General features: G+C 52.7%; 23 protein-coding genes and 1 pseudogene. 19 read left to right on the forward strand and 5 right to left on the reverse strand.

What is annotated here, in order from left to right; all coding sequences use genetic code 11:
• The first annotated feature begins 150 nt into the window (after window positions 1-150).
• The 3 genes from coaBC to slmA all read left to right on the forward strand — a co-directional run bounded on the left by coaBC (window position 151) and on the right by slmA (window position 2,521).
• The gene (gene coaBC / locus HA51_RS16325) at window positions 151-1,371 is read left to right on the forward strand and encodes a bifunctional phosphopantothenoylcysteine decarboxylase/phosphopantothenate--cysteine ligase CoaBC (protein WP_084935672.1); all 1,221 of its coding nucleotides are present in this window, start codon (window positions 151-153) and stop codon (window positions 1,369-1,371) included.
• Window positions 1,349-1,807, forward strand: a complete 459-nt coding sequence (gene dut, locus HA51_RS16330; RefSeq protein ID WP_084935673.1) for a dUTP diphosphatase — start codon at window positions 1,349-1,351, stop codon at window positions 1,805-1,807. The genes coaBC and dut overlap by 23 nt, the downstream gene beginning before the upstream one ends.
• Window positions 1,808-1,924: 117 nt before the next feature.
• Window positions 1,925-2,521: a nucleoid occlusion factor SlmA gene (gene slmA / locus HA51_RS16335; RefSeq protein WP_084935674.1), complete on the forward strand. Its 597-nt coding sequence runs from the start codon at window positions 1,925-1,927 to the stop codon at window positions 2,519-2,521.
• A 59-nt stretch (window positions 2,522-2,580) separates the two neighbouring features.
• Here slmA and pyrE read toward each other — a convergent pair whose 3' ends face one another.
• A complete protein-coding gene (gene pyrE, locus HA51_RS16340) occupies window positions 2,581-3,222 on the reverse strand; it encodes an orotate phosphoribosyltransferase (RefSeq protein ID WP_084935675.1) in 642 nt (213 codons plus the stop codon).
• A 49-nt stretch (window positions 3,223-3,271) separates the two neighbouring features.
• Window positions 3,272-3,988, reverse strand: coding sequence for a ribonuclease PH (gene rph / locus HA51_RS16345; RefSeq protein ID WP_084935676.1), 717 nt, complete (start codon window positions 3,986-3,988; stop codon window positions 3,272-3,274).
• A 145-nt stretch (window positions 3,989-4,133) separates the two neighbouring features.
• On the opposite strand from rph, the gene HA51_RS16350 reads away from it, so the two are divergent.
• Complete coding sequence (locus tag HA51_RS16350) at window positions 4,134-5,318, forward strand: NupC/NupG family nucleoside CNT transporter (RefSeq protein ID WP_084935710.1); 1,185 nt, start codon at window positions 4,134-4,136, stop codon at window positions 5,316-5,318.
• A gap of 42 nt (window positions 5,319-5,360) precedes the next feature.
• Here HA51_RS16350 and HA51_RS16355 read toward each other — a convergent pair whose 3' ends face one another.
• The gene (locus HA51_RS16355) at window positions 5,361-5,804 is read right to left on the reverse strand and encodes a DUF3574 domain-containing protein (protein ID WP_084935677.1); all 444 of its coding nucleotides are present in this window, start codon (window positions 5,802-5,804) and stop codon (window positions 5,361-5,363) included.
• Between the two features lie 173 nt (window positions 5,805-5,977).
• On the opposite strand from HA51_RS16355, the gene HA51_RS16360 reads away from it, so the two are divergent.
• The 7 genes from HA51_RS16360 (at window position 5,978) to HA51_RS16390 (ending at window position 12,750) form a co-directional block, all read left to right on the forward strand.
• A complete protein-coding gene (locus HA51_RS16360; protein WP_084935678.1) occupies window positions 5,978-6,841 on the forward strand; it encodes a YicC/YloC family endoribonuclease in 864 nt (287 codons plus the stop codon).
• 421 nt (window positions 6,842-7,262) lie between these two features.
• Window positions 7,263-8,186: a kdo(2)-lipid IV(A) palmitoleoyltransferase gene (lpxP, locus tag HA51_RS16365; protein WP_084935679.1), complete on the forward strand. Its 924-nt coding sequence runs from the start codon at window positions 7,263-7,265 to the stop codon at window positions 8,184-8,186.
• Between the two features lie 138 nt (window positions 8,187-8,324).
• On the forward strand, window positions 8,325-9,770 hold the full coding sequence (locus tag HA51_RS16370) for an efflux transporter outer membrane subunit (RefSeq protein ID WP_084935680.1): 1,446 nt from the start codon (window positions 8,325-8,327) through the stop codon (window positions 9,768-9,770).
• Between the two features lie 236 nt (window positions 9,771-10,006).
• Entirely contained in the window at window positions 10,007-10,402 is a 396-nt protein-coding gene (locus HA51_RS16375; protein ID WP_084935681.1) for a polyketide cyclase, read from the forward strand.
• A gap of 436 nt (window positions 10,403-10,838) precedes the next feature.
• Window positions 10,839-11,105, forward strand: a complete 267-nt coding sequence (locus tag HA51_RS16380; RefSeq protein ID WP_084935682.1) for a hypothetical protein — start codon at window positions 10,839-10,841, stop codon at window positions 11,103-11,105.
• 74 nt (window positions 11,106-11,179) lie between these two features.
• Window positions 11,180-11,821 carry an oligosaccharide flippase family protein gene (locus HA51_RS16385; RefSeq protein WP_084935711.1) on the forward strand — a complete coding sequence of 214 codons (642 nt, stop codon included), beginning with the start codon at window positions 11,180-11,182 and terminating at the stop codon, window positions 11,819-11,821.
• A 311-nt stretch (window positions 11,822-12,132) separates the two neighbouring features.
• Window positions 12,133-12,750 carry a trimeric intracellular cation channel family protein gene (locus HA51_RS16390; RefSeq protein WP_084935683.1) on the forward strand — a complete coding sequence of 206 codons (618 nt, stop codon included), beginning with the start codon at window positions 12,133-12,135 and terminating at the stop codon, window positions 12,748-12,750.
• Here the strand turns inward: HA51_RS16390 and ligB are convergent.
• A complete protein-coding gene (ligB, locus tag HA51_RS16395) occupies window positions 12,664-14,433 on the reverse strand; it encodes an NAD-dependent DNA ligase LigB (RefSeq protein ID WP_084935684.1) in 1,770 nt (589 codons plus the stop codon). The genes HA51_RS16390 and ligB overlap by 87 nt on opposite strands.
• A gap of 239 nt (window positions 14,434-14,672) precedes the next feature.
• Here ligB and gmk point away from each other — a divergent pair, with 239 nt between their 5' ends.
• The 5 genes and pseudogenes from gmk (at window position 14,673) to recG (ending at window position 20,531) form a co-directional block, all read left to right on the forward strand.
• Window positions 14,673-15,296 carry a guanylate kinase gene (gmk, locus tag HA51_RS16400; RefSeq protein ID WP_084935685.1) on the forward strand — a complete coding sequence of 208 codons (624 nt, stop codon included), beginning with the start codon at window positions 14,673-14,675 and terminating at the stop codon, window positions 15,294-15,296.
• A 57-nt stretch (window positions 15,297-15,353) separates the two neighbouring features.
• Window positions 15,354-15,629 (forward strand): DNA-directed RNA polymerase subunit omega, encoded by a 276-nt coding sequence (rpoZ, locus tag HA51_RS16405; protein WP_013511051.1) that lies wholly within the window; start codon window positions 15,354-15,356, stop codon window positions 15,627-15,629.
• Window positions 15,630-15,649: 20 nt separating this feature from the next.
• Window positions 15,650-17,758 (forward strand): bifunctional GTP diphosphokinase/guanosine-3',5'-bis pyrophosphate 3'-pyrophosphohydrolase, encoded by a 2,109-nt coding sequence (spoT, locus tag HA51_RS16410; RefSeq protein ID WP_084935686.1) that lies wholly within the window; start codon window positions 15,650-15,652, stop codon window positions 17,756-17,758.
• Between the two features lie 3 nt (window positions 17,759-17,761).
• Entirely contained in the window at window positions 17,762-18,457 is a 696-nt protein-coding gene (gene trmH, locus HA51_RS16415) for a tRNA (guanosine(18)-2'-O)-methyltransferase TrmH (RefSeq protein ID WP_084935687.1), read from the forward strand.
• Window positions 18,454-20,531: pseudogene (recG, locus tag HA51_RS16420) on the forward strand (ATP-dependent DNA helicase RecG). The gene trmH and the pseudogene recG overlap by 4 nt, the downstream one beginning before the upstream one ends.
• Window positions 20,532-20,582: 51 nt before the next feature.
• On the opposite strand, the gene HA51_RS16425 reads toward recG, so the two are convergent.
• The gene (locus HA51_RS16425) at window positions 20,583-21,059 is read right to left on the reverse strand and encodes a MarR family winged helix-turn-helix transcriptional regulator (protein ID WP_084935688.1); all 477 of its coding nucleotides are present in this window, start codon (window positions 21,057-21,059) and stop codon (window positions 20,583-20,585) included.
• 70 nt (window positions 21,060-21,129) lie between these two features.
• Between HA51_RS16425 and HA51_RS16430 the strand changes: the two genes are divergently transcribed.
• The 3 genes from HA51_RS16430 to HA51_RS16440 all read left to right on the forward strand — a co-directional run bounded on the left by HA51_RS16430 (window position 21,130) and on the right by HA51_RS16440 (window position 25,336).
• Entirely contained in the window at window positions 21,130-22,065 is a 936-nt protein-coding gene (locus HA51_RS16430; protein ID WP_084935689.1) for a quinone oxidoreductase family protein, read from the forward strand.
• A 92-nt stretch (window positions 22,066-22,157) separates the two neighbouring features.
• Complete coding sequence (locus tag HA51_RS16435) at window positions 22,158-23,534, forward strand: nucleobase:cation symporter-2 family protein (protein ID WP_084935690.1); 1,377 nt, start codon at window positions 22,158-22,160, stop codon at window positions 23,532-23,534.
• Between the two features lie 122 nt (window positions 23,535-23,656).
• Window positions 23,657-25,336: an AsmA family protein gene (locus HA51_RS16440; protein ID WP_084935712.1), complete on the forward strand. Its 1,680-nt coding sequence runs from the start codon at window positions 23,657-23,659 to the stop codon at window positions 25,334-25,336.
• Window positions 25,337-25,429 lie beyond the last annotated feature (93 nt).

Here is a 25,429-nt window from a genome sequence, read left to right on the forward strand (position 1 = left end):
GCCGTGTCGGGCACCAGCAACCCCTTTACGATTTCCGAGACGGCTCGCAAAGGTCGCAGGCAGTGAAAAGGCGAGTTGAGGATTTTGTGATAAAGTTGCCATCATCTGTCGCGCTTGGCGCGGCAATCCGTTTGAGTTGAGGCCAGGAACATGACGGGATTAGCCGGAAAAAAAATTCTGCTCGGCGTGAGTGGCGGTATCGCTGCTTATAAAGCCCCCGAGCTGGTGCGTCGTCTTCGCGATCGTGGCGCAGACGTGCGTGTGATGATGACCGAAGCGGCTAAAGCGTTCATTACGCCGCTCAGCTTACAAGCCGTTTCGGGCTATCCGGTGTTTGATGACTTGCTCGACCCGGCAGCGGAAGCCGCCATGGGTCATATCGAGCTGGCAAAGTGGGCGGACTTGATTGTACTGGCACCCGCAACGGCCGACCTCATTGCGCGCGTTACCGCAGGTATGGCAAACGATCTGGTCACCACCGCCTGCCTCGCCAGCGATGCCCCTTTAGCCATTGTACCCGCCATGAATCAGCAGATGTATCGCGCAGCGGTGACGCAGGAAAATCTTCAGCGTCTGGCGAAGCGAGGCGTCCTGATTTGGGGTCCAGACAGCGGCAGCCAAGCCTGTGGCGACATTGGCCCAGGACGCATGCTCGACCCACTGGCGATAGTGGCTTATGCACTCGAATGGGCGGCACCCGTCAACGATCTGCAACATCTCAACATTATGATCACCGCCGGCCCAACCCGTGAGGCATTGGATCCGGTACGCTATATCAGTAACCACAGCTCCGGCAAAATGGGTTATGCCATTGCTGCCGCCGCTGCAAAACGCGGCGCGAAGGTTACGTTGGTTTCCGGTCCGGTCACGCTCCCAACGCCAGCAGGCGTGACACGCGTGGATGTGGGCAGCGCACTGGAAATGGAAGCGGCGGTGATGGCGCAAATCAGCCAACAACATATTTTCATTGCCAGCGCAGCCGTGGCAGACTACCGGGCGGCAAACATTGCCGCAGAGAAAATCAAAAAACAGGGTGGCGATGATAACGTCACGCTGCAGTTGGTGAAGAACCCGGATATTGTCGCAGGCGTCGCGGCGCTGCAGAAAAATCGCCCTTATGTGGTGGGATTTGCTGCTGAAACCCAGAATGTGGAAGAATACGCGCGGCAAAAACGGGCGCGGAAAAACCTGGACCTGATTTGCGCGAACGATGTCGCGCAGGCCGGGCAGGGATTCAATAGCGACACCAATGCTCTTCACCTTTTTTGGCAGGAAGGAGAGAAAGTCTTACCGCTCAGTGATAAGACGCTCCTTGGCCAACAATTAATAGACGAGATTGTCAGCCGTTATGATGAAAAAAATCGACGTTAAAATTCTTGATGCGCGCGTGGGGAATGAATTCCCACTGCCGACTTATGCAACCTCGGGTTCAGCAGGCCTCGACCTGCGCGCCTGCCTTGATGGCGCACTGGAGATTACCCCAGGCATGACCACACTGGTGCCAACCGGCTTAGCGATTCACATTGCTGACCCTTCGCTGGCAGCAGTGATTTTGCCGCGTTCTGGTTTGGGCCATAAGCACGGCATCGTGTTGGGCAACCTGGTGGGCTTGATCGACTCCGATTACCAGGGCCAGTTAATGGTTTCTGTGTGGAACCGTGGTCAGGAGAGCTTTACGCTGCAGCCGGGTGATCGTCTGGCACAGCTGGTCTTCGTGCCAGTGGTACAGGCCGAATTTAATCTGGTTGAAGATTTTGATACCAGCGATCGCGGCGCAGGTGGCTTTGGTCACTCTGGTCGTCAGTAATACGCGACACTTTTCGCTTAGCCATCTTTTTATTTCTCATCTGCCACAGACAACCCAGTCAGTGGCAGATGAGGCCGTATTGCCTGTTTTTGGTGAATTTCAGGGGTCTTGAAGGTCATGGCAGAAAAAAAAGTCGCGAAACGCAACCGTCGCGAAGAAATTTTGCAGGCACTGGCGCAAATGCTGGAGTCGAGCGATGGCAGTCAGCGCATCACCACCGCCAAGCTGGCAGTCAATGTCGGCGTTTCGGAAGCGGCACTGTATCGCCACTTCCCCAGCAAAACGCGTATGTTCGATAGCCTGATCGAGTTTATTGAAGACAGTCTGATTACCCGCATCAATCTGATCCTGAAAGATGAAAAAGAGACCATGGCACGACTACGTTTGATTGTGCAGCTGGTTCTGGGATTTGGTGAGCGTAATCCGGGGCTGACGCGCATTTTGACTGGCCACGCGTTGATGTTTGAGCAGGATCGCCTGCAAGGGCGTATTAACCAACTGTTCGAACGCATTGAGGTGCAACTGCGTCAGGTAATGCGTGAGAAAAAAATGCGTGATGGTGAAGGTTTTCAGACTGATGAAACGCTGCTGGCCAGCCAGCTACTGGCGTTTTGCGAGGGGTTACTGTCGCGTTACGTGCGTTCTGAATTCCGCTTTCGCCCTACAGCCGATTTTGACACCCGCTGGCCGTTGATTGCTGCGCAGTTAGTGTAATACATAGCGTAGCGGCACAAAAAAATTGCGCCGCTACGGTTCGGTACAAAGCGAAAACTTTAGACGCCGTATTCTTTACGATATGCCCGTACTTTTGCCAGATGGTCTGCCATCTCTGGTTTCTCTTCCAGGTAATCAATCAACTCAGCCAACGTAATAATCGCAGTCACTTTGCACTGATAATCACGTTCCACTTCCTGAATAGCAGAAATATCACCACGCCCACGCTCCTGGCGATCCAGTGAAATCATCACACCCGCCAGGGTCGCATTGTGTGCACTGATAATATCCATCGATTCACGAATTGCGGTACCCGCCGTGATCACATCATCCACCAACATCACTTTACCCTGCAGTGGACTACCCACCAGCAAGCCGCCTTCTCCGTGATCTTTGGCTTCTTTGCGGTTAAAGCAGTAAGGCACGTCACGGTCGTGATGATCGGCCAATGCCACTGCGGTTGTGGTCGCGATGGGAATGCCTTTATAAGCAGGACCAAACAGTAGATCAAAATCAACGCCGCCATCCACCAGCGCTTGCGCATAGAAGCGTCCCAGCAGCGCTAAATCGCGCCCTGTGTTAAACAAACCAGCGTTAAAGAAATACGGGCTTACACGACCTGATTTCAGGGTAAACTCGCCAAATTTCAGTACGCCTTTGTTCAGGGCGAATTCGATAAACTGACGTTGCCAGGCTTTCATTTGTCACTCCTCAAATAAAGAAAAGGCGACTCTTTGGTCGCCTGTTAAATCAATTTGCTAACGCTGCTTTTTGCGCCTGAATCAACTGCTCTATGCCGCCTCGTGCCAGCGCCAACAGTTGCAGTAACTCTTCATGACTGAACGGTTCGCCTTCGGCAGTGCCCTGAACCTCAATCATGCGGCCATCTTCAGTCATCACCACGTTCATATCCGTTTCAGCTGTAGAATCCTCTACATACTCCAGATCGCATAGCGCTTCACCGCCAACAATGCCTACCGAAATGGCAGCAACCATGCCTTTCAGTGGACTGGCCTTCAGTTTGCCGGCTGCCACCAGCGCATTCAGCGCATCGGCCAACGCTACGCACGCACCGGTAATAGAGGCGGTACGCGTGCCGCCATCGGCCTGGATCACATCGCAATCTAATGTGATAGTGAATTCACCTAACGCCTCTAAATCCACGGCAGCACGAAGTGAACGGGCAATCAGACGTTGAATCTCTAATGTTCGTCCGCCTTGCTTACCTTTGGCGGCTTCACGCGCCATACGGCTATGGGTTGAACGCGGCAGCATGCCATATTCAGCGGTAACCCAGCCCTGACCTTTACCCTTAAGGAAGCGCGGCACACCTTCTTCAACGGTGGCAGTACACAGCACTTTGGTTTCGCCAAACTCCACGAGAACAGATCCTTCAGCGTGTTTGGTGTAGTGACGAGTGATAGTGACGGGACGCACATCAGATGCGTTACGGCCTGCTGGACGCATGGTTTCTCTCCGGCTTGCTTAGGTTTGGCTGCGCATTATACGGACTTCATACGCGGCTGTCCTGCCCACATGCGCCACAATCCCGGATGAAATTTCGCCGCAGCTATGGCTAAATGCGCCCTTTCCTCACATAAAAAGACACATGATGACAGCGATACTCCATTTCCTGTTAGCGTTGGCGGTGATCTTCGCCCTTGCGCTATTGGTCAGCCATGACCGCAAACGGATTCGTCCGCGTTTTATTATTCAATTATTAATTGTCGAGGCCGCGCTCGGGTGGTTCTTTCTGCACTCAGCGGGCGGTCAGACGGTGGTGACTGGCGTTGGGGGGTTCTTCGAGACCCTATTAACCTTCGCGGCACAAGGCACCGACTTTGTCTTCGGTAATATGGCAAAACAGGGGCTGGCCTTTATTTTCCTCGGTGTACTCTGCCCGATTGTTTTCATCTCGGCACTGATCGGCATTTTGCAGCACTGGCGCATTCTGCCACTGCTGATTCGTCTGGTCGGCACATTGCTGTCGAAGGTGAATGGCATGGGCAAACTGGAGTCGTTTAACGCCGTCAGTACCCTGATTCTTGGCCAATCGGAAAACTTCATCGCTTATAAAGGGATTCTCGGCGATATCTCCGCGCCGCGCATGTACACCATGGCAGCGACTGCGATGTCCACGGTCTCGCTGTCTATTGTCGGCGCCTACATGTCGATGATTGATGCAAAATATGTGGTTGCCGCGCTGCTCCTCAACATGTTCAGCACCTTTATCATCCTCTCAATCATCAACCCGACACGCCCGGAAAATGAAGAGCAGATTGCACTGGATAAGCTGCATGAAGATCAGAGCTTCTTTGAGATGCTGGGCGAATATATTCTGGCCGGTTTTAAAGTGGCGATGATCATTCTGGCGATGCTGATTGGTTTTATCGCGCTGATCGCCGCCATTAATGCCCTGTTCGCTGCGGTGTTTGGCTACAGCTTCCAACAGCTGCTCGGTTATGTGTTTTATCCCTTTGCGTGGCTGATTGGCATTCCCTCCGCCGATGCATTGCAGGCGGCAAGCATCATGGCCACCAAACTGGTCGCCAATGAATTTGTCGCCATGATTGAGCTGAAAAAGGTGGCAGCGGAAATGACACCGCGCGGATTGGGCATTTTGTCGGTGTTTCTTGTGTCGTTCGCCAACTTCGCCTCGATCGGTATTGTCGCAGGGGCGATTAAGGGGCTGAATGAGCGTCAGGGCAACGTAGTTTCACGCTTTGGTTGGAAGCTGGTGTATGGCTCAACGCTGGTGAGCCTGTTATCAGCGGCTTTTGCAGGTCTGTTTATTTGATAAGGCCAGGGCGCACATCATCCCGTGCGCCCTCAACATCGTTTAGAACGCCACGCACACCAAAGCATCCACACGCATCACGGAATCCTGTTCGAAACGCTTTTTATAGATGTCACGCAATGTATTGATGCTGTCAGAGCTGGCGCGATCTGGCTGATGAATCAACATTAACGCTTTGCTATTTTCACGTGCCAGCTTACCGTCGTTGCCCAGCCACTGGCCTTTGCCTTCATACACCGAAAGCCCATCTTTAAACTTGGGTGTCACATCCTTATCGACAAATTGCTGCCATTCGCTGCTGCTCACCGTGCCGCCTTTCGGTTTATTCATACCGAACCACAACGTGGTTTGCATCATGATGTCCCCTGAACCGCATACGGCAACAGGAGCGGTGTTGGGTGGAATCTGTTCACGGGTTTCAGAGGGTGCCTGGCATCCGGCCAGAAAGAGAACGAGAACCAGCGGCATCGCCAATTTATTCAACATCATAGCCTCAGACGTTTTAGTATCACAAAGAACATCATAGGGTGTGAATAGCAGATTCGTCACCCTTTTCACTCAAAGCGGCAGATGAAACAAGCTGATTGCGCTTATGCCTATCATGGTTCCACTCCCGTCACTATAATGCGGATAACATTCCTGAAAATGAGTACAAGCTTATGATCCGCAGCATGACCGCCTACGCCCGCCGCGAAGCCAAAGGCCACTGGGGCAGCGCCGCATGGGAACTCCGTTCGGTGAACCAACGCTATCTGGAAACCTATATCCGCCTACCGGAGCAGTTTCGTAGCCTGGAACCCATGATCCGTGAGCGCATCCGCAATCGTCTGACGCGCGGAAAAATAGAGTGCAATCTGCGATTTGACGCGGATCCGTCTGCTCAAGGTGAACTGCAACTGAATGAGGCACTCGCTAAGCAATTAGTACGGGCTGCCAACTGGGTAAAATTGCAAACCGATGAGGGCGCGATCAACCCGCTGGATATTCTGCGTTGGCCTGGCGTGATGTCAGCGCAAGAGCAGGATCTTGATGCCATCAATACCGAACTCTTGGCAGCACTGGATGGCGCACTCGATGACTTTATCGTGGCACGCGAAAGTGAAGGCACCGCACTGAAATCGCTGATCGAACAGCGCCTGGAAGGCGTCTCGCTCGAGGTGAGCAAAGTGCGCGCGCAAATGCCGGAAGTGTTGAAATGGCAGCGTGAGCGTCTGGTGACCAAACTGGAGGAAGCTGAAGTTCAGTTGGAAAACAATCGCCTGGAACAAGAATTGGTAATGATGGCACAACGCATTGATGTGGCAGAAGAACTCGATCGACTTGATGCCCACGTCAAAGAGACTTACAACATTCTGAAGAAGAAAGAAGCGGTAGGCCGTCGCCTCGACTTTATGATGCAAGAATTCAACCGCGAATCGAACACGCTGGCATCGAAGTCTATTAATGCAGATATCACGGCTTCTGCGATTGAGTTGAAAGTGTTGATTGAGCAAATGCGCGAACAGATTCAGAACATCGAGTAGCGTTAACTCTCCTGTTTTTCTGAGGCCCGGTTAACTGGGCCATTTCAAAACCACAGCCATTCAGTCACGCCTCGTTTAATGGCTAGACCAATTTCCTATCTTTGCAATGTAAAGATTGTGAAAGCTTCGATGATTATGCGTGTCAATTACTGTCCAAAGATGACCAACATCGCACGCCATGAACTATCACCAATATCAACTATCAATTTGTTAAATATAGACAATTTATTTCTTAACACCTGTATCTCATGCAGAAACCGTGGAACTCAATGAAACCTCTCAATCTTAAAGATTGCAGAGTTTACGTTTCTTTGAGGGCACTATTTGCTAATCTACTGGTCGTAATTAACACAGTCGTACCGCCAGGAATTCATGGACACCCTTCTTTGCGCGATACATTCACTCTTTCTCTGAAGGCGTTATGAAGAAAAACGGGCAGTTCTGTTCAAAACTTTTGCATCCCCGCTACTGGTTTACCTGGTTCGGACTGGGTGTGCTTTGGCTGCTGGTGCAACTCCCATACCCCATTTTAATTCGGCTTGGCGCGTCTGCCGGCAAGCTGTCACGCCACTTCCTTAAACGTCGTGAGCGTATCACCCGTCGCAACATTGAGCTTTGCTTCCCACATATTAATGAGGAAGACAAAGAGGTGCTGATTGCGGGCAACTTTGAATCACTGGGCATGGCGCTGGCGGAAACCGGGATTGCCTGGTTCTGGTCTGATGCGCGTGTGCGCCGCTATTTCCAGGTTGAAGGTCTTCACAACTTGCAAAATGCCCAGCAGAACCATCGCGGCGTAATGGCGATTGGCGTGCATTTTATGTCACTGGAACTGGGTGGCCGTATTACCGGACTCTGTCAGCCGATGATGGCGATGTACCGTCCGCACAATAATCAGGCGATGGAGTGGGCGCAAACTAAAGGCCGTATGCGTTCCAACAAGGCAATGATTGATCGCCGCGATCTGCGTGGCATGGTGCAGGCGCTAAAACAGGGCGAAGCGGTGTGGTTTGCACCGGATCAGGATTATGGCCCAAAAGGCAGCGTGTTCGCACCGCTGTTTGCCGTCGAAAAAGCCGCAACCACGAACGGAACCTACGTGTTGTCGCGTTTAGCTAAGCCAGCCATGCTGACCATTGTGCTGATTCGTAATAGCGATAAGAGCGGTTACCAGCTGATTATTCAGCCGGAGCTGCAAAATTATCCTTATGAAGATGAAGCGGCGGCGGCGGCTTACATGAACAAAGTCATTGAGAAAGAGATCCTGCGTGCGCCAGAGCAGTATCTGTGGCTGCATCGTCGCTTTAAAACTCGCCCACCAGGTGAAGCTTCACTTTACGTGTAATCTATTGATGCAGCAGGCGCTCGCCTGCTGTTCTTTTTTACCGCTCACATTTCCCAACCATTCTTAACGAAAAACAGGTTTGTCAAAATTTGCACAGACTCATGTAATGGTCTGCTCTCTCCTATTCTGATCAAAAACATGACTCTGCAATTGACGACCAAACGGCTCACACTTGCCGTTGCTATTGCCCTGCTGGCTGGCTGCGCCAACCCACATGGCTTACACACCAGTAATAAACTTCTCGATGCTAACTCGCTTCAGGCCAACGAATCGTTAAAAAATGCCCACTTCAGTGCAGCCAGCTGGCCTAAAAGCGACTGGTGGCGGAGCTTTAACGATACCCAGCTGAACCAATTGATCGCTAACGCGATGCAGTCCAGCCCTGATCTACAGATCGTCAACGCGCAAGCAGATAAAGCGAATGCGCAGGTGATTGCCGCCGATGCTGAGCGTTACCCTGACGTTGATCTCAATGCCGGGATAACGCGCTCGCGCGTCGCGAAAGTGGATGACCCATTGCTGCAAGGCAAAACCTACAGCACCCTTCGCACCGCCAACATTGGAATGAGCTACACCTTCGATTTATGGGGCGGGAAAAAAGATGCTGCCGAAGCCGCAATTGGCCAGGCCCGTGCAAGCGAATTGGATCGCCAAGCCAGCCAACTCACCCTCGCAGCGAACGTAACACGCGCATGGAACAACCTAAATCTGGCTTGGTCCAACGCTGAGTTAGCCAAGCAGAATGCTGATCGGTCTGATGGCATCGCCAAAATCCAGCAACAATACGTCAGTGCCGGATTGACGTCGGACTATCAATACAAGCAGGCGCTGTCAGAGCAGAAAACCGCCGAGGCCAGCCTGACCGAAGCGAAACAGAGCGTCACTGATGCGGGAATACAGTTATCAACACTGATTGGTAAAGGACCTGATTACTGGCGCCAGCTAAAGCCAGCGAAAATGAACGTACCGGTCGCCGCAACGCTACCAGGCACTATCCCGGCTGAATTGCTTGGACGCCGTCCGGATGTGGTCGCAGCGCGTTGGCGTGTTGAAGCGGCCTCGAAGCAAATTGCCGCAACCAAAACCGAGTTCTATCCCAATATTAACCTTGTGGCAGAAGCAGGAACGCGTTCGCTACTAGGGGATGCTTTCTTCGGCGCGCCGAGTCGCTTCTTTAACGTTGGCCCAAGCCTCTCACTGCCTATCTTTGATGCCGGTAAACGACGCGCCGATCTAGCGGAGAGCGATGCTAACTGGGATTTGGCTGTGGCGCAGTACAACAAGCTGCTGATCGGTTCACTAGGCAACATCAGCGATACCATCACGCAGTTACAATCCATTCAGGAACAGTTAGCCCAGCAGCAGAGTGCTAACCAGCTGATTCACAGCGCATGGGATGATTTGCACCGTGAATATGCGGCGGGACTTCGCCCGTATCTCGATGTGCTGACCATCCAAAATCAGCTCATTGAATCCGATCAAAAACTGGTGGCTCTGCAGGCACAGCAAATCAATCTGGCGGTCGTGCTGATTGAAGATTTGGGCGGCGGATTCCAAGGCGGCACGCCAACAAAAAAAGGATAAATGAACCGCCCGCAGCGGTAATGGCTAAACGAGAGTCCGCAATCTTGCAGACTCTCTGCGACAGGCAGGAAGAACCTTTTTGCGGGAAACCTCACTTACACCACATTTCCATAAGCCTGCCGTTTTCAGCTGGCTGGCCTTCAGATAAGGTAAAAATGCTACGGGCGTGTGTCGCGCCCCGCCCTAACACATTGCCGCCTGTCATAGCCGGCTTTATCTGCTCAACTGGAGGTTCCATGCTGCCATCTCAGACAGTCACGCTGACCATCCCTCGTAACTGGTTAGATTTATATGAAACCATCTGGAAACCTGAATGCTTTGCAAAATGGGCTAGCGGGCTAAGTGCCAGTACCCTCACGCAAGAGGGTAACTACTGGAAAGCGAAAGGACCTGAAGGCTCAGTGAAAATCCGTTTTACACCCCATAACCCGTTTGGTGTGATGGATCACTGGATTGATACCGGCATCGGTAAAGAAATTTATATGCCAATGCGGGTGATTGCCAATGAACAGGGCGCCGAAGTTGTCATGGTGGTTTATCGCCAGCCTTTGATGTCCGATGAAAAGTTTGCGCAGGACGTTACGTGGGTCAAACGTGATCTTGAGCAACTCCTCCATCTTTTAACTCATTAGAATCAATGCATTATAAAATCATTGATGTTTCAAAATACGCTGGCTGTAATCACTAAAAAAATCCACTTTGTTCACTCAGCAGCGTTTAACTGTTCTTGGGCAATTCTTGCTGCCTCTCTCGCTAATCACCAGTCTGGCTAAAGTCTCCTCACCAGGAAAACTCCTGGTGAGTGTCGGATGAGTTTCTCTTACACCCTCTGATTTATCGATGTTTTTATGCGCCCGCTTAATTGTCTCACTTGCTTTCATATCCAAATGTAGAAAAACACTAATAAATAATAAATCAGACGCTTTATCAATTCTGATGCAAAAGCTGAAACCATTTATTCCTGCTATGTATTTATAGGAGTTTTCTTATGGTGTTAATTTAATTAAAACACGGTATAACTCATTCACACACAGCAACACACAATAATAACAACAGCAGGGAAATAACATGGATCGCTCAACCTATCCTTTGTTGTCAGAAAAAGAATTTGTTGAGATTGCCAGGAGGATGCTGGCCGGGGAATATAATAATGCAAAGGGATTTTATAATGATCTTGCGGATTTCCTTCGAACAGGAGGAGATACCGACGAGACAAAAAAACCATTATACACCAGGGTCATCTTTTTACATTCAGAGCATCATTTAATTGAATGCATCTTTACGTGGCAATCTCTGAAAGGTATTTCAGGGCTGCGTCAGGAAACGTTGCATTGATGTGATCTGTACTCTGGGCTTTAGCCCGGGTAAACCCTCAATTGTACTGGTACATGTACCATAACGAGCAGAATATGACGATAAAAGAAAAAAATTTGGCCAGTGCCAAATGGTCAATTTTGTCATCGATTAAAATCGTCGGCATTGGTGTTTTACAACTTTCACTTCTGGCTCAAATACTCCAGGCAAACGAGTTAGATTTACTCGCTATTGCCATCATTATTTTATTAGTGATTGACACCTTGGCCGATCGTGGATTTGGCAACGCGGCAATCAGAAATAAAAACCTCAACAACAGTGAACTCTCCATTTTATACTGGGGGAATGTACTCAGTGGAATAACCATATTTGCGGCGCTGTTTATTGGAAGCGATATTTATAGCCGAATAATGAATCAACCAGAAATGGCAATCATGCTGGAAATGATTTCGGTGATTTTCATTATTATTCCACAGGGACAGCATTACCGAGCCATATTGCAGCGGGAAAAACAATTTTCGCGCATTGCTTTTACCGAAACAGCATCGGTACTGGTAGGCTTGGGTATTACACTGTTTACAGTCTGGCTGACCCCTTCAGTACTTTGCGCCATCTGGGGATACCTCGCCATGGTCTCTATCAGAATGCTGGTTTACTGCTACTACGGCCGTTCTTGGTTTCAACCAGAATACCGTTTTAGCCTGAAAAGTTTCGCCAATGTGCGAGCAAGAAACTGATAATAAAAACAAGTCTGTATGGTGGGCTCTGGGCATCTGAGAAGATGCGTTCGCGTGCTGGTCGCCAGCACGCTTTTTTCTTTTCTACTCATCAAGCGCCTTAGTCGCCACGCCGATTGGCCATCCGCTCCCTTTTCACATCACATTTTTTTATGCAAATCTGCATACCACTGCTGATTTATCCCGCCTGCTAAGACTGTTAGCATGTTCGTCATCAAAATGGCTAATCCGATGGCGTCATATTTAGAAAAACTCAGTGGTCTAGACTCTGGGAAATCTTTAGGCTTGCCGCCAATCTTCTGGAGTGCTCTATGTTATTAACCGTTCTCTATATTATTGGCATCACCGCCGAAGCCATGACCGGCGCGCTGGCAGCTGGGCGTCGTAAAATGGATCTGTTTGGTGTGATTATCATCGCCTCGGTCACCGCTATCGGCGGAGGATCCGTGCGTGACATTTTGCTCGGGCATTATCCACTCAGTTGGGTAAAGAATCCGGAATACATCATGATTGTGGCGGCAGCAGCCGTGGTCACCACTTTTGTCGCCCCGCTGATGAACCATTTGCGCAAAGTGTTTCTGGTGCTGGACGCGCTTGGCTTGGTGGTGTTTTCAATTATTGGCGCCCAAGTGGCGCTTGATGCAGGACACGCACCGATCATCGCGGCGATTGCTGCCGTGATCACCGGCGTATTTGGCGGCGTACTACGCGATATGTTCTGTAACCGCATCCCGCTGGTGTTCCAGAAAGAACTCTATGCAGGCATCGCCTTTGCCTCCGGCTGGCTCTATATCTTGTTACTGAAAACCCCACTGCCCAATGAAGCCGTAGTGATTATCACATTACTCTTCGGTTTCTTTGCCCGTTTGCTGGCGTTGCGCTTCCGCCTTGGGTTGCCCATCTTCAATTATCCCCATCCCGAGCACTGAGTGAGCAGCAGGAATATCCTGCTGCTGCAAAAAAAGTATCAACTGCCGCAACTCGCTATCTTGCAGCATAGCTACAATACGTTGCGCCAATACAGGACCGATACCAGGCAATTGCTGCCAATCTCCAACGGAGCGGTCCAGCAATGGCGACCACCCAGTATCAGGTAACGATTGCAATGCCGCACGGGGTAGCGGTAAACCAAGCGCACTCACCCAGCGACGCAGAGGCTGCTGGCGAGTCAGGTGAAAACGTTGCCAGATATGCTGCGCGCGCTGACTGGAAATGCCGTCGGTTTGTGCGATCTGTGCCGGGGTGAGCGTGACCCAGGAAAAGAGATGGGTGATTGCGCCGCTATCGAGTAGGCGTTGCCAACTACTGCGCTGCATACCCGGTATATCCAGTACCGACTTCTGACTCAGCCAGCTGAGTCGAGATAAAAACTGCAGACGACACTCGGTACTGAAAGTCAGGCATGTCTGAGCATCATAGGTATTCTGCTGAGGTGCAGTAGGGTAATCACGCTGCGCAATGCGCCATATCACTCGCTCCAGCCGTGGGATGCCCTGACCGGCCAGCGCCAGGGTTATCTGATCACCGGCAATCACATCTCGCTCGCGCCAACGGCGCAGTGAGCCGATATTCACCCGGCGTACCGTTTTGTCATCTAACTGCACCGGAAGCACATTCAGCACCACAGCGATTTTCCCCGTCCTGCCAACATTGAAATCCACCGATAACACCTCACTGCTCACCTCAACAGGCTGATACTTCCATGCAGCTGACCAGCCGCCCTGCCCAGGCTGCCAGTCACGCCCGTCGCGCATTGGCGATTGGTGAATGACCACGCCATCAGTGACAAACGGCAACGTTGCATGAAACCAGCGGTCGCGCCATATGGCGGCCTCTTCTTCATTGTTAACTTGGCGACTCCAGCGCTGCGCTAAACCCATTCCCCAGTGTGATAACTGTTGCAGGCGTTCTGTCATTTGCTTGGGGCCATCGGGCCATGACCAAATAAAAAGGCCGAGTTGTGACAGCAGCGCTGAGGCTTCATGGCGCATCATCGCACCCGCAACTTGCGCCCGTGCATTTTTGCCACCATCACGCGCTTGTTGATGATCGGTCATTTGCAGGAACAATTCGCCTTGCAGCACGACGTCATCAAGATCAGTTTCGATGCGCGATGGGATAGCCGGAATATATGAGGCTTTCGCCAGCCATTCTTCCCCACGTAAACCATCACCACGGCTGATCAGAGAAACCAACTTACCGTGCCGATACACCAGAGTGACGGCTACTCCATCAACCTTGGGTTGTATCCAAAGCGGCGCTTTATCCTGCATCCAGTAAGCCACCGCGCGTTTATCGCGTAGCTTGCGGACACCAGTGTGCGCGACCGGATGACGTGTCGTACCGTCCGTTTTCAACTGAGGCTCATCCTCTGAGCGGTCAGGTGTGAAGCAGCGCTGCCAGTGTTGTAGCCGCTGTTGCAGGCTATCGTAATCGGCATCGCTAACCAGATTGATGCCTTGTCGATAATAGGCATCATCCCAATGGCGTAGCTGGCTTTGTAGCTTCACTATCTCTTGTTGAGCACGCGCGGTGGCCCAACTGGGACACAGGGCCTCCGCCCAACAACCTGCGCTCATTAACCAGCAGCACAGACATAGCCATCCTTTCATCGTTGCTCTCCTTTTTGCCTATTGGAGAGTTCCGCTCTGTTGATTACCAACGTAGAAGGCATAAAAAGAGAGCCAGATTCCGGGCTTTTTACCGCGTTCGCAGCATCTTAATCAGCCTTTAAAGGCTGGCTCACAGAAAAAGAATTGCCCGGGCTCAGCGGCAAACGCTGCGTGGCGCACCTAAGCCGTGTATACTGTGCAGGAAATCGACTCCGCTCTTTACTCAATTCAAGATAACCATGGCTCAAGGCACGCTTTATATTGTTTCCGCCCCAAGCGGCGCGGGTAAATCCAGCCTGATTCAGGCACTGTTAAAGACACAGCCGCTGTACGATACGCAGGTGTCTATTTCTCATACCACCCGCGGCGTGCGCCCCGGTGAAGCACATGGTGAGCACTACTTCTTCGTCTCTAAGCCCGAATTCGAGACCATGATTGCCGCAGATGACTTCCTCGAACATGCGGAAGTGTTCGGCAATTACTACGGCACTTCGCGCGCCGCTATTGAGCGCGTGCTGGCGACCGGTGTAGATGTGTTTCTGGATATCGATTGGCAAGGTGCGCAGCAAATTCGTCAGAAAATGCCTGCAGCACGCAGCATTTTTGTTTTGCCGCCGTCAACCGAAGAGCTGGATCGCCGCCTGCGTGGCCGCGGTCAGGATAGCGAAGAGGTCATCGCCCGCCGCATGGCACAAGCCGTGGCGGAGATGAGTCACTACGCCGAATACGACTATCTGATTGTGAATGATGATTTCGACCTGGCGTTGACAGACCTGAAACACATTATTCGCGCAGAACGTCTGCGTATGAGTCGCCAAAAATCGCGACATGACGCTTTAATCAGCAAACTATTGGCAGTCTGAAGTCACTTTCAGTATTATGCCCAGTCATTTCTTCATCATCTGTGGAGTAGCACACCTATGGCACGCGTAACCGTTCAGGACGCAGTAGAGAAAATTGGTAACCGTTTTGACCTGGTGTTGGTCGCTGCACGTCGTGCACGTCAGATGCAGGTTGGCGGCAAAGACCCGCTGGTTCCAGAAGAGAACGATAAAGCCACCGTTATCGCCCTGCGCGAAATCGAAGAAGGCCTGATCACCAACCAGATTCTGGATGTTCGTGATCGTCAGGAGCAGCAAGAGCAGGAAGCCGCTGAGTTACAAGCCGTTACCGCTATCGCTGAAGGTCGTCGTTAACAGCACTTCGCAGGTCAACCTTGTATCTGTTTGAAAGCCTCAATCAACTGATTGAAAAATACTTGCCTGAGGAGCAGATTAAGCGCCTCAAGCAAGCTTATCTTGTCGCGCGTGATGCCCACGAGGGTCAGACACGCTCCAGCGGTGAACCTTACATTACCCATCCTGTTGCCGTAGCCTGCATTCTGGCCGAGATGAAACTCGACCACGAAACGCTGATGGCTGCGTTGCTGCATGACGTAATTGAAGACACCCCTGCCACCTACCAGGACATGGAACAGCTGTTTGGCAAAAGCGTTGCTGAACTGGTAGAAGGCGTATCGAAACTCGACAAGCTGAAGTTCCGCGACAAGAAAGAAGCCCAGGCTGAAAACTTCCGCAAAATGATCATGGCGATGGTGCAAGATATCCGCGTCATTCTGATCAAACTGGCTGACCGCACGCACAACATGCGCACGCTCGGTGCACTACGACCGGATAAAAAGCGTCGTATCGCACTGGAAACGCTGGAGATTTACAGTCCTCTGGCGCACCGCCTCGGTATTCATCACCTGAAAACAGAACTGGAAGAGCTCGGCTTTGAAGCGCTCTATCCGAATCGTTTCCGCGTGATTAAAGAGGTGGTGAAAGCGGCGCGCGGTAACCGTAAAGAGATGATTCAGAAGATTCTTTCTGAAATCGATGGGCGCTTACAGGAAGCAGGCATTCCCTGCCGGGTCAGCGGCCGTGAGAAGCATCTCTACTCGATTTACCGCAAAATGCACCTGAAAGAACAACGATTCCACTCGATCATGGATATCTATGCTTTCCGCGTTATCGTGAAAGACCTGGATACCTGTTATCGCGTGCTCGGACAGATGCACAGTCTTTATAAGCCGCGTCCTGGACGCGTCAAAGATTACATTGCGATTCCCAAGGCCAACGGCTATCAATCACTGCACACCTCGATGATTGGTCCACACGGCGTGCCGGTCGAAGTTCAGATCCGTACCGAAGATATGGATCAGATGGCTGAAATGGGGGTCGCCGCACACTGGGCTTATAAAGAGGCCGGTGAAAGCGGTACGACCGCGCAGATTCGCGCCCAGCGCTGGCTGCAAAGCCTGCTGGAGCTGCAGCAAAGTGCCGGTAGTTCGTTTGAATTTATCGAAAGCGTGAAATCCGATCTCTTCCCGGATGAGATCTACGTGTTCACGCCAGAAGGGCGCATCGTTGAACTGCCCGCTGGCGCTACACCAGTGGACTTCGCCTATGCGGTACATACCGATATCGGTCATGCTTGCGTGGGGGCTCGCGTTGATCGCCAGCCTTATCCGCTGTCACAATCTCTGACCAGCGGTCAAACTATTGAAATCATCACTGCGCCTGGCGCACGTCCTAATGCGGCGTGGCTTAACTTTGTCGTCAGCTCAAAAGCGCGCGCCAAGATTCGTCAACTACTGAAAAATCTCAAGCGTGAAGACTCCGTCAACCTTGGCCGTCGCCTGTTGAGCCATGCGCTCGGTGGCAGCAAGAAGTTAGCTGAGATCCCGCCAGAAAATATTCAGCACGAGCTGGAGCGCATGAAGCTGGCCGGCATTGAAGATTTGTTGGCGGAAATTGGCCTTGGCAATGCCATGAGCGTGGTGGTGGCGAAGAACCTTCTGCAAGCCGGCAGTGAAGAGCCGCAAAGCAACAGCAAACGCAAGAAGCTGCCGATCAAAGGTGCAGATGGCGTACTGATCACCTTTGCCAAGTGCTGCCGCCCGATTCCTGGCGATCCGATTGTCGCGCACGTCAGCCCAGGTAAGGGGTTGGTGGTGCATCACGAATCCTGTCGTAACATCCGTGGCTATCAGAAAGAGCCTGAGAAGTTCATGCCGGTTGAGTGGGATAAAGTCATCGATCAGGAGTTTGTTGCTGAAATTAAGGTTGATATGTTCAACCACCAAGGCGCGCTGGCTAACCTGACGGCGGCAATCAATACCGCCGGTTCCAACATTCAAAGTCTGAACACGGAAGAGCGTGATGGCCGCGTGTATAGCGCCTTTATCCGCCTCACCGCGAACGACCGCGTCCATCTGGCCAACATTATGCGTAAAATTCGCGTTATGCCGGATGTGATTAAAGTTCACCGTAACCGTAATTAGTGCATGAACGCTCAACGTTTTGCTCGTATTCAGGAGATGCTGGCCATGCGCCAGCACGATCTCACCGTCTGCATGGAGCAGGTTCATAAGCCGCACAATGTCTCAGCGGTGATTCGTACTGCCGATGCAGTGGGCATCCATGAAGTCCATGCCGTCTGGCCTAGCGTGCGCATGCGCACCATGGTGTCTGCCTCTGCGGGCAGTAATAGTTGGGTGAAAGTCCAGACACATCCCCATATCGCAGAAGCCGTGCGTCACCTGAAAGATCAGGGTATGCAGGTGCTCGCCACCAATCTTTCTGCCAATGCGGTGGATTTCCGCTCCATCGACTACACCAAACCCACCTGCATTCTGATGGGCCAGGAAAAGACCGGTATTTCTGCCGAAGCGCTGGCGCTCGCCGATCAGGACATCATCGTACCGATGGTAGGCATGGTGCAATCGCTCAACGTTTCTGTTGCCTCCGCGCTGATTCTGTATGAAGCACAACGCCAGCGGCAGAACGCCGGCATGTACAAACGCCAGTACAGCTTGCTGGATGCCGATGAACAGCAACGTTTACTGTTTGAAGGCGGATATCCGGTGCTGGCACGCGTGGCGAAGCAAAAAGGCCTGCCTTATCCGCACATCAACGCTCAAGGCGAAGTGGAAGCCGATGCCGACTGGTGGACCACCATGCAATCCACGGGTAAAAAATGAAAGGCCGTCTGCTGGATGCCATACCGCTCAGTACCCTGACCGGCGTCGGCGCCAGTCAGGCGGGAAAACTGGCTAAACTCAGCCTATTCACCATTCAGGATTTGCTGCTGCATCTGCCGCTGCGCTACGAAGATCGTACCCAACTCTACAAAATTAATGACCTGCTGCCGGGCGTTTGGGCCACGGTGGAAGGTGAAGTGCTGCACAGCGACATCACGTTTGGCCGTCGCCGTATGCTGGTGTGCCAGATAAGTGATGGCAGCGGCGTACTGACCATGCGCTTCTTCAATTTCAATGCCGGCATGAAAAACAGTCTGTCGCCGGGCCGCCGCGTCACCGCTTATGGCGAAATTAAACGTGGCCAGCGCGGTGCTGAGATTATCCATCCTGAGTACCGCGTACAGGGTGAACAAGGCGGCGTAGAGTTACAGGAAACGCTTACGCCGGTTTATCCCACCACCGAAGGTATTCGCCAGGCGACGCTGCGCAATCTTACCGATCAGGCGCTCACGTTACTGGAGAGCTGCCCCATTGCCGAGCTGCTGCCGTCAGAGTTGAGTGGTGGCTTGATGAGTTTGCCGGATGCACTGCGTACTCTGCATCGTCCGCCGCCCGACTTACGTCTCAGCGAGCTGGAAACCGGCCGCCATCCGGCGCAAAAACGTTTAATTCTCGAAGAGCTGCTGGCGCATAACTTGAGCATGCTGGCGGTTCGCGCCGGTGCGCAGCGCCATCATGCCTTGCCGATGCCCGCCAAGCACAATCTGGCGAAACAATTGCTGGCCGCGCTCCCCTTTTCCCCTACGGGTGCTCAGAAGCGCGTGGTTGAGGAGATTGAGCGCGATTTAGCCAATGACTTCCCGATGATGCGCCTGGTGCAGGGTGATGTCGGATCGGGCAAAACGCTGGTCGCGGCGCTGGCGGCGCTGGATGTCATCGCGCATGGCAAACAAGTCGCGCTAATGGCGCCGACAGAGCTGCTGGCCGAGCAACATGCCAATAACTTCCGTCAGTGGTTTGCGCCGCTGGGTATTGAAGTGGGTTGGTTAGCCGGTAAGCAGAAAGGCAAAGCGCGTGAAGCACAGCAGGAAGCGATTGCCAGCGGTCAAGTCGCAATGGTGGTCGGCACCCATGCGCTGTTCCAGGAGCAGGTGAAATTCAACGGCATGGCGCTGGTGATCATTGATGAGCAACATCGATTTGGCGTGCATCAGCGCCTGGCGCTGTGGGAAAAAGGCGAAGAGCAGGGTTTCCACCCGCATCAGCTGATCATGACCGCCACGCCAATTCCGCGTACCCTGGCGATGACCGCCTATGCCGATCTCGATACCTCCACCATCGATGAATTACCACCTGGCGTACGCCGGTCACCACGGTGGCGATTCCTGACAGTCGCCGCAGCGATATTATCGAGCGAGTGAAAAACGCCTGCCACGAGGGGCGCCAGGCTTATTGGGTCTGCACACTGATTGAAGAGTCGGACGTATTGGAAGCCCAGGCGGCGGAAGCCACTTGGGAAGAGCTAAAAGTCGCGCTGCCAGGCTTGCAGGTCGGGCTGGTGCACGGCCGCATGAAACCGGCAGAAAAACAGGCGGTCATGGCAGCCTTCAAAGCCAATGAAATTCAGTTACTGGTTGCGACCACGGTGATTGAAGTCGGGGTTGATGTGCCCAACGCCAGCCTGATGATCATTGAAAACCCGGAGCGTCTGGGACTTGCGCAGCTCCACCAGCTACGTGGCCGCGTGGGACGCGGCGCAGTCGCCTCTCACTGCGTGCTGCTGTACAAAGCGCCGCTGAGTAAAACCGCGCAGAAGCGTTTGCAGGTTTTACGCGACAGCAACGACGGCTTTGTGATTGCTCAGCACGACTTAGAGATTCGCGGTCCCGGTGAACTGCTGGGCACCCGCCAAACCGGCAATGCCGAGTTCAAAGTAGCTGACTTACTGCGCGATCAAGGCATGATCCCCGAAGTACAGCGTGTCGCGCGCCATATACACCAGCATTATCCCGAACAGGCACAGGCGCTGATTGAGCGCTGGCTGCCGGAAACAGAGCGCTACAGCAACGCTTAACGATGAGCATTTGCTGCGTGTTGAATAATCCGCACGATTAAATGCTCCGCTCTACTCGTTGCGGTCAATCGCCATAAAATCCCCAACAAATTTCTGCAGCAGGCGCGCTAACTCGGTGCGCTCGCTATCCTGCCAATTCTCAAACAGATGCTGATAAATCTGGGCACGTGCGGCATCAATTTTATCGGTCATTGCCTTACCCGCGGCGGTAATGACCGCTTCATTGATACGTTTGTCTTTGGCATTTTTCTGCCGTTGCGCCAGCCCTAGCTCCTCTAACTTCGCCACCTGACGGCTTACCGTCGTGTAATCACGCCCAGCACGCTCAGCCAATTCCACCACCCCAATCGGACCGAAGCGGCCAATCTGGATCAGCAGCGGAAACAGCGCCCGATCGAGTTGAATATTGGACTCTTTAATCAGTAACTCATCACGTTGCGGGCGATTGAAGGTGCCCACAATCATTAACAGCGCATTATGCAGATCATCAAACTCTGCACTATTATGTGTATTTTGCACGCTTTTCATTGACGTTATCCCGAGGCAGAACTAATGTGTGCATATTACACATATTATCCGATTACCCAAAGGTGAAAACATGAAAGCAGCGATCGTATCTGCAGCAGGCGAACGGCCGGTTTACGGTGATTTTCCAGAGCCTCAGGCCGAGGGCGATCACGTTGTGGTATCCGTGAAGGCCGCGGCTATCAGCCAACTGGCAAAATCACGCGCGGCCGGCACTCACTACAGCGCAGACTCACACTATCCCTTTATCACCGGCATTGATGGCACGGGCACGCTGAGCAATGGTGAGCCAGTCTATTTCCTGGCTTTCAAAGCACCGTGGGGCAGTATGGCCGAGAGAACCCTGGTACCCGCCGCCGCCGTTGTGCCGCTGCCAGCCACGCTGGATCCCGTATTAGCGGCAGCCATTGCTAATCCCGGCATGTCTTCATGGGCAGCCTTGACGCGTCGTGCCCAGTTGCAACAAGGGGAGACGGTGCTGATTAATGGCGCAACCGGCACGTCAGGTGGATTGGCAGTGCGCATTGCCAAACATCTCGGCGCAGGAAAGATTATCGCCACTGGACGCAACCGGGACGTACTCGATCAACTGCGTGCACAGGGCGTGGATATCACCCTGACACTGGACGAGTTGCCAGGCGCCCTTCCGGCACTGATGAAAGAAGGCATTGATGTGGTGCTGGATTACCTGTGGGGTCAGAGCGCGCTCGATATTATGCAGGCCGCAGTAGCAGGCGGTGAGAAAGCGGTGCGGTTTGTGCAAATCGGTTCACTAAGCGGCCAGGAAATCTCGCTGCACAGCAAACTGCTGCGCTCATCCGGGCTGACATTAATGGGCAGCGGATTAGGCAGCGTGTCCGATGCGGAACTGATTGCCTGCATTAGCGAGATGCTGAATGCCGCCGCTGAAAGTGATTTCTCTATCGCCTTCCAGATGCGCCCATTGAGTGACGTGGCGCAGGCCTGGCAAGAAGATGATAGCCGCAGTCGCACCGTGTTTACGCTCTAAATCAATGCAATCAAAAAGGGGCATTGCAAACGATTGCTTTCACAACGCAACCGTTTAAAATCCCCCCTTTGTTGTTATTGAGAACACCCACCATGTCCGTCAATACCGCTGAATCTCATCAGCCAATCACTGCAAAAAGTGAACTGATTTACCGCCTCGAAGACCGTCCACCGCTGCCGCAAACGTTGTTTGCTGCTTGTCAGCACCTGCTGGCGATGTTCGTCGCAGTGATTACACCTGCGCTGTTGATCTGTCAGGCGTTGGGTTTACCCGCCCAAGATACGCAGCACATCATCAGCATGTCGCTGTTTGCGTCAGGTGTGGCGTCTATTCTGCAAATCAAAACCTGGGGACCGGTGGGCTCTGGCTTGCTTTCAATTCAAGGCACCAGCTTTAACTTTGTGACTCCCCTGATTATGGGCGGCATGGCGCTAAAAAATGGCGGTGCGGATGTCCCGACCATGATGGCGGCACTGTTTGGCACCCTGATGGTGGCATCCTGTACCGAAATGGTGCTGTCGCGCGTACTGCACCTGGCACGCCGCATCATCACCCCACTGGTTTCCGGTATCGTGGTGATGATTATCGGCCTGTCGCTGATTCAGGTTGGCCTGACGTCAATTGGTGGCGGCTTTGCGGCGATGAGCGATCACAGCTTTGGTGCACCGAAAAACCTGCTGCTCGCGGGCGCGGTATTGGTGGTAATTATCCTGCTCAACCGCCAGCGTAATGCCTATCTGCGTGTGGCTTCGTTGGTCATCGCGATGGCAGTAGGTTATGCACTGGCATGGGCACTGGATATGCTGCCCACCACCAGCGCGCCGGTAAATCAACCCCTGGTCGCTGTGCCCACTCCGCTTTATTACGGTCTGGGATTTGACTGGAATCTACTGGTTCCCTTGATGCTGGTGTTTATGGTGACCTCACTGGAAACCATTGGCGATATCACCGCCACCTCTGACGTTTCCGAGCAGCCGGTCACCGGCCCCGTGTATATGAAACGTCTGAAAGGCGGCGTACTGGCTAACGGCCTTAACTCTTTTGTATCGGCATTGTTCAATACGTTTCCGAACTCCTGCTTTGGGCAGAACAACGGTGTGATCCAGCTGACCGGCGTTGCTAGCCGCTATGTGGGATTTGTCGTGGCATTAATGCTGATCGTGCTTGGCCTGTTCCCGGCGGTGAGCGGTTTTGTGCAGCATATTCCAGAACCAGTGCTGGGCGGCGCAACTATAGTGATGTTTGGTACGATTGCCGCTTCCGGTGTGCGTATCGTTTCACGTGAACCTCTGAACCGTCGCGCCATTATGATCATCGCGCTGTCTCTGGCCGTTGGCTTAGGTGTTTCACAGCAACCGCTGATCCTGCAATTTGCACCAGACTGGCTGAAAACCCTGTTGTCATCAGGCATTGCCGCCGGTGGTATCACCGCAATCGTCCTTAACCTCGTCTTTCCACAGGAAAAGTAACCTGTAAGGCAGGCTTCGGCCTGCCTGTTATTTATCCGCTTTTACATCCAGGCTGTTGAGCTGCAACGGTAATTCAGGCATAACAACCTCTTACCGGATAAATATCGGGATGGATGGATGCGATGAAATTTTTAGGCAAGTTTTTCCTTACCTTACTGCTGCTGATTCTGCTGGCGCTGGTCGTGCTGTATGTCATGTTACAGACTCAGTGGGGCGCAGGCTGGTTTAGCCGCTGGGTAAGTGATAAAACCGCCTGGCATCTCTCGCTCAGCAAGATTGAGCACAACTTCTCTTCTCCCTCGCACATCATTCTTGATGATTTCAGCTTTGGTCATGATGGTCAGCCCGCGGTGCTGGTCGCCAAGCGTGTCGATCTGGGTTTGGCTCTGGTGCAATTCAGCGATTGGCTGCATTTTGACAGCATTGAAGTCCGCGATGGCGAGATCAATCTTGCCAATCAAACCCCCGATACCACACTACCGATTCAGGCTAACCGCCTGCAGCTAAACAATGTACGTATCGACAGTCCGCATAGCACGCTGCCGATGACGGCCCAACGGGTAAACGGTGGGATTCTTCCGTGGAAACCAACGCCGACCGATATGCTCGGCAGCGATGCCCAGTTCCAGATGAGCGCGGGGATCCTGACGCTAAACGGCGTAACGGGCAATAATGTGCTGCTGCAAGGCAGCGTGAAACAGCGCCGCTTAGTACTCACCAATATGGGGGCCGATATTGCGCGCGGTTCGATGACGGGCAATGCTGAACGCGACGCACAAGGCAATTGGCAGATTGATCAGCTGCGCCTCAATGATATCCGCTTGCAAACCCACCAAAGTCTGAGCGATTTCCTGAACCCGCTGCGCGATGTGCCATCGGTAAGCATTAATCGGCTGGATATGACTGATGCCCGTCTGCAAGGCCCGGATTGGGCGGTCACTGACCTCGACCTGACCTTAAAGAACATGACGCTGCGTGGCGATGACTGGCAGAGCGATGGTGGCTCACTGTCAATGAACGCCGGTAATTTTATCAACGGTAGCTTTGAGCTTAACGATCCTATTGTGAATGCCAACTTCTCAGCACAGGGCATTGAGTTAGCACAATTTAGTTCACGTTGGGTCAACGGGGTGATCCGCACCAGTGGTACCTGGACGCGCAGTGATAAACGCCTCACACTTGATGACTTAGCGATTGCTGGACTGGAGTATACCCTACCCCTGAACTGGCGGGATCGTTGGCAACAGGCTTTACCTTCTTGGTTAGACAGTGTGCTTGTGAAGCACGTGACTGCGAATCGCAATCTGGTGATCGATATTAATCCAGACTTCCCGTTCCAGATGACAGCACTGGATGGCAGCGCAGACAACGTGTTGCTGGCGCGCCAGCATCAATGGGGTATCTGGGGAGGAAAAGTGAGTTTTAACGCAGCTGAAGCGACGTTTAACCGCACCGATTTGCGTCATCCGTCGATTGCCCTGACGGCCAATGATCAGCAGATTCAGATCACCGAAATGAGCGCCTTTAATGGCAGTGGTCTGCTGGAAGGCACTGCGAACGTTGGACAGGATGCGCAGCGCCCATTAACGCTTAATCTTAAAGGCCAAGCCGTACCTGCCAATGCGCTGCAAAACTGGGGATGGCCTGCGTTGCCACTGAGTGGCAATAGCAATCTGCTGTTGCAGCTGAAAGGGTCGCTTAGCGCGAATGCCCCGTTGCGTCCAAGCGTTGAAGGGAACCTGTCAGTGACCACCGATACGCAATCGGTACAGCAAACAATGCATGAAGGGCGGGTTCAATAATTTTGCAGGAAACTATAGCGGCGCGAAAAGTTTACTCTGATTCGTGTTGTTAGTTGCTAACCAGCGACACAGGCAAGAAAGAAGCGGCGCAAT

The sequence above is a fragment of the Pantoea rwandensis genome, assembly GCF_002095475.1.
GTDB classification, from domain to species: domain Bacteria; phylum Pseudomonadota; class Gammaproteobacteria; order Enterobacterales; family Enterobacteriaceae; genus Pantoea; species Pantoea rwandensis.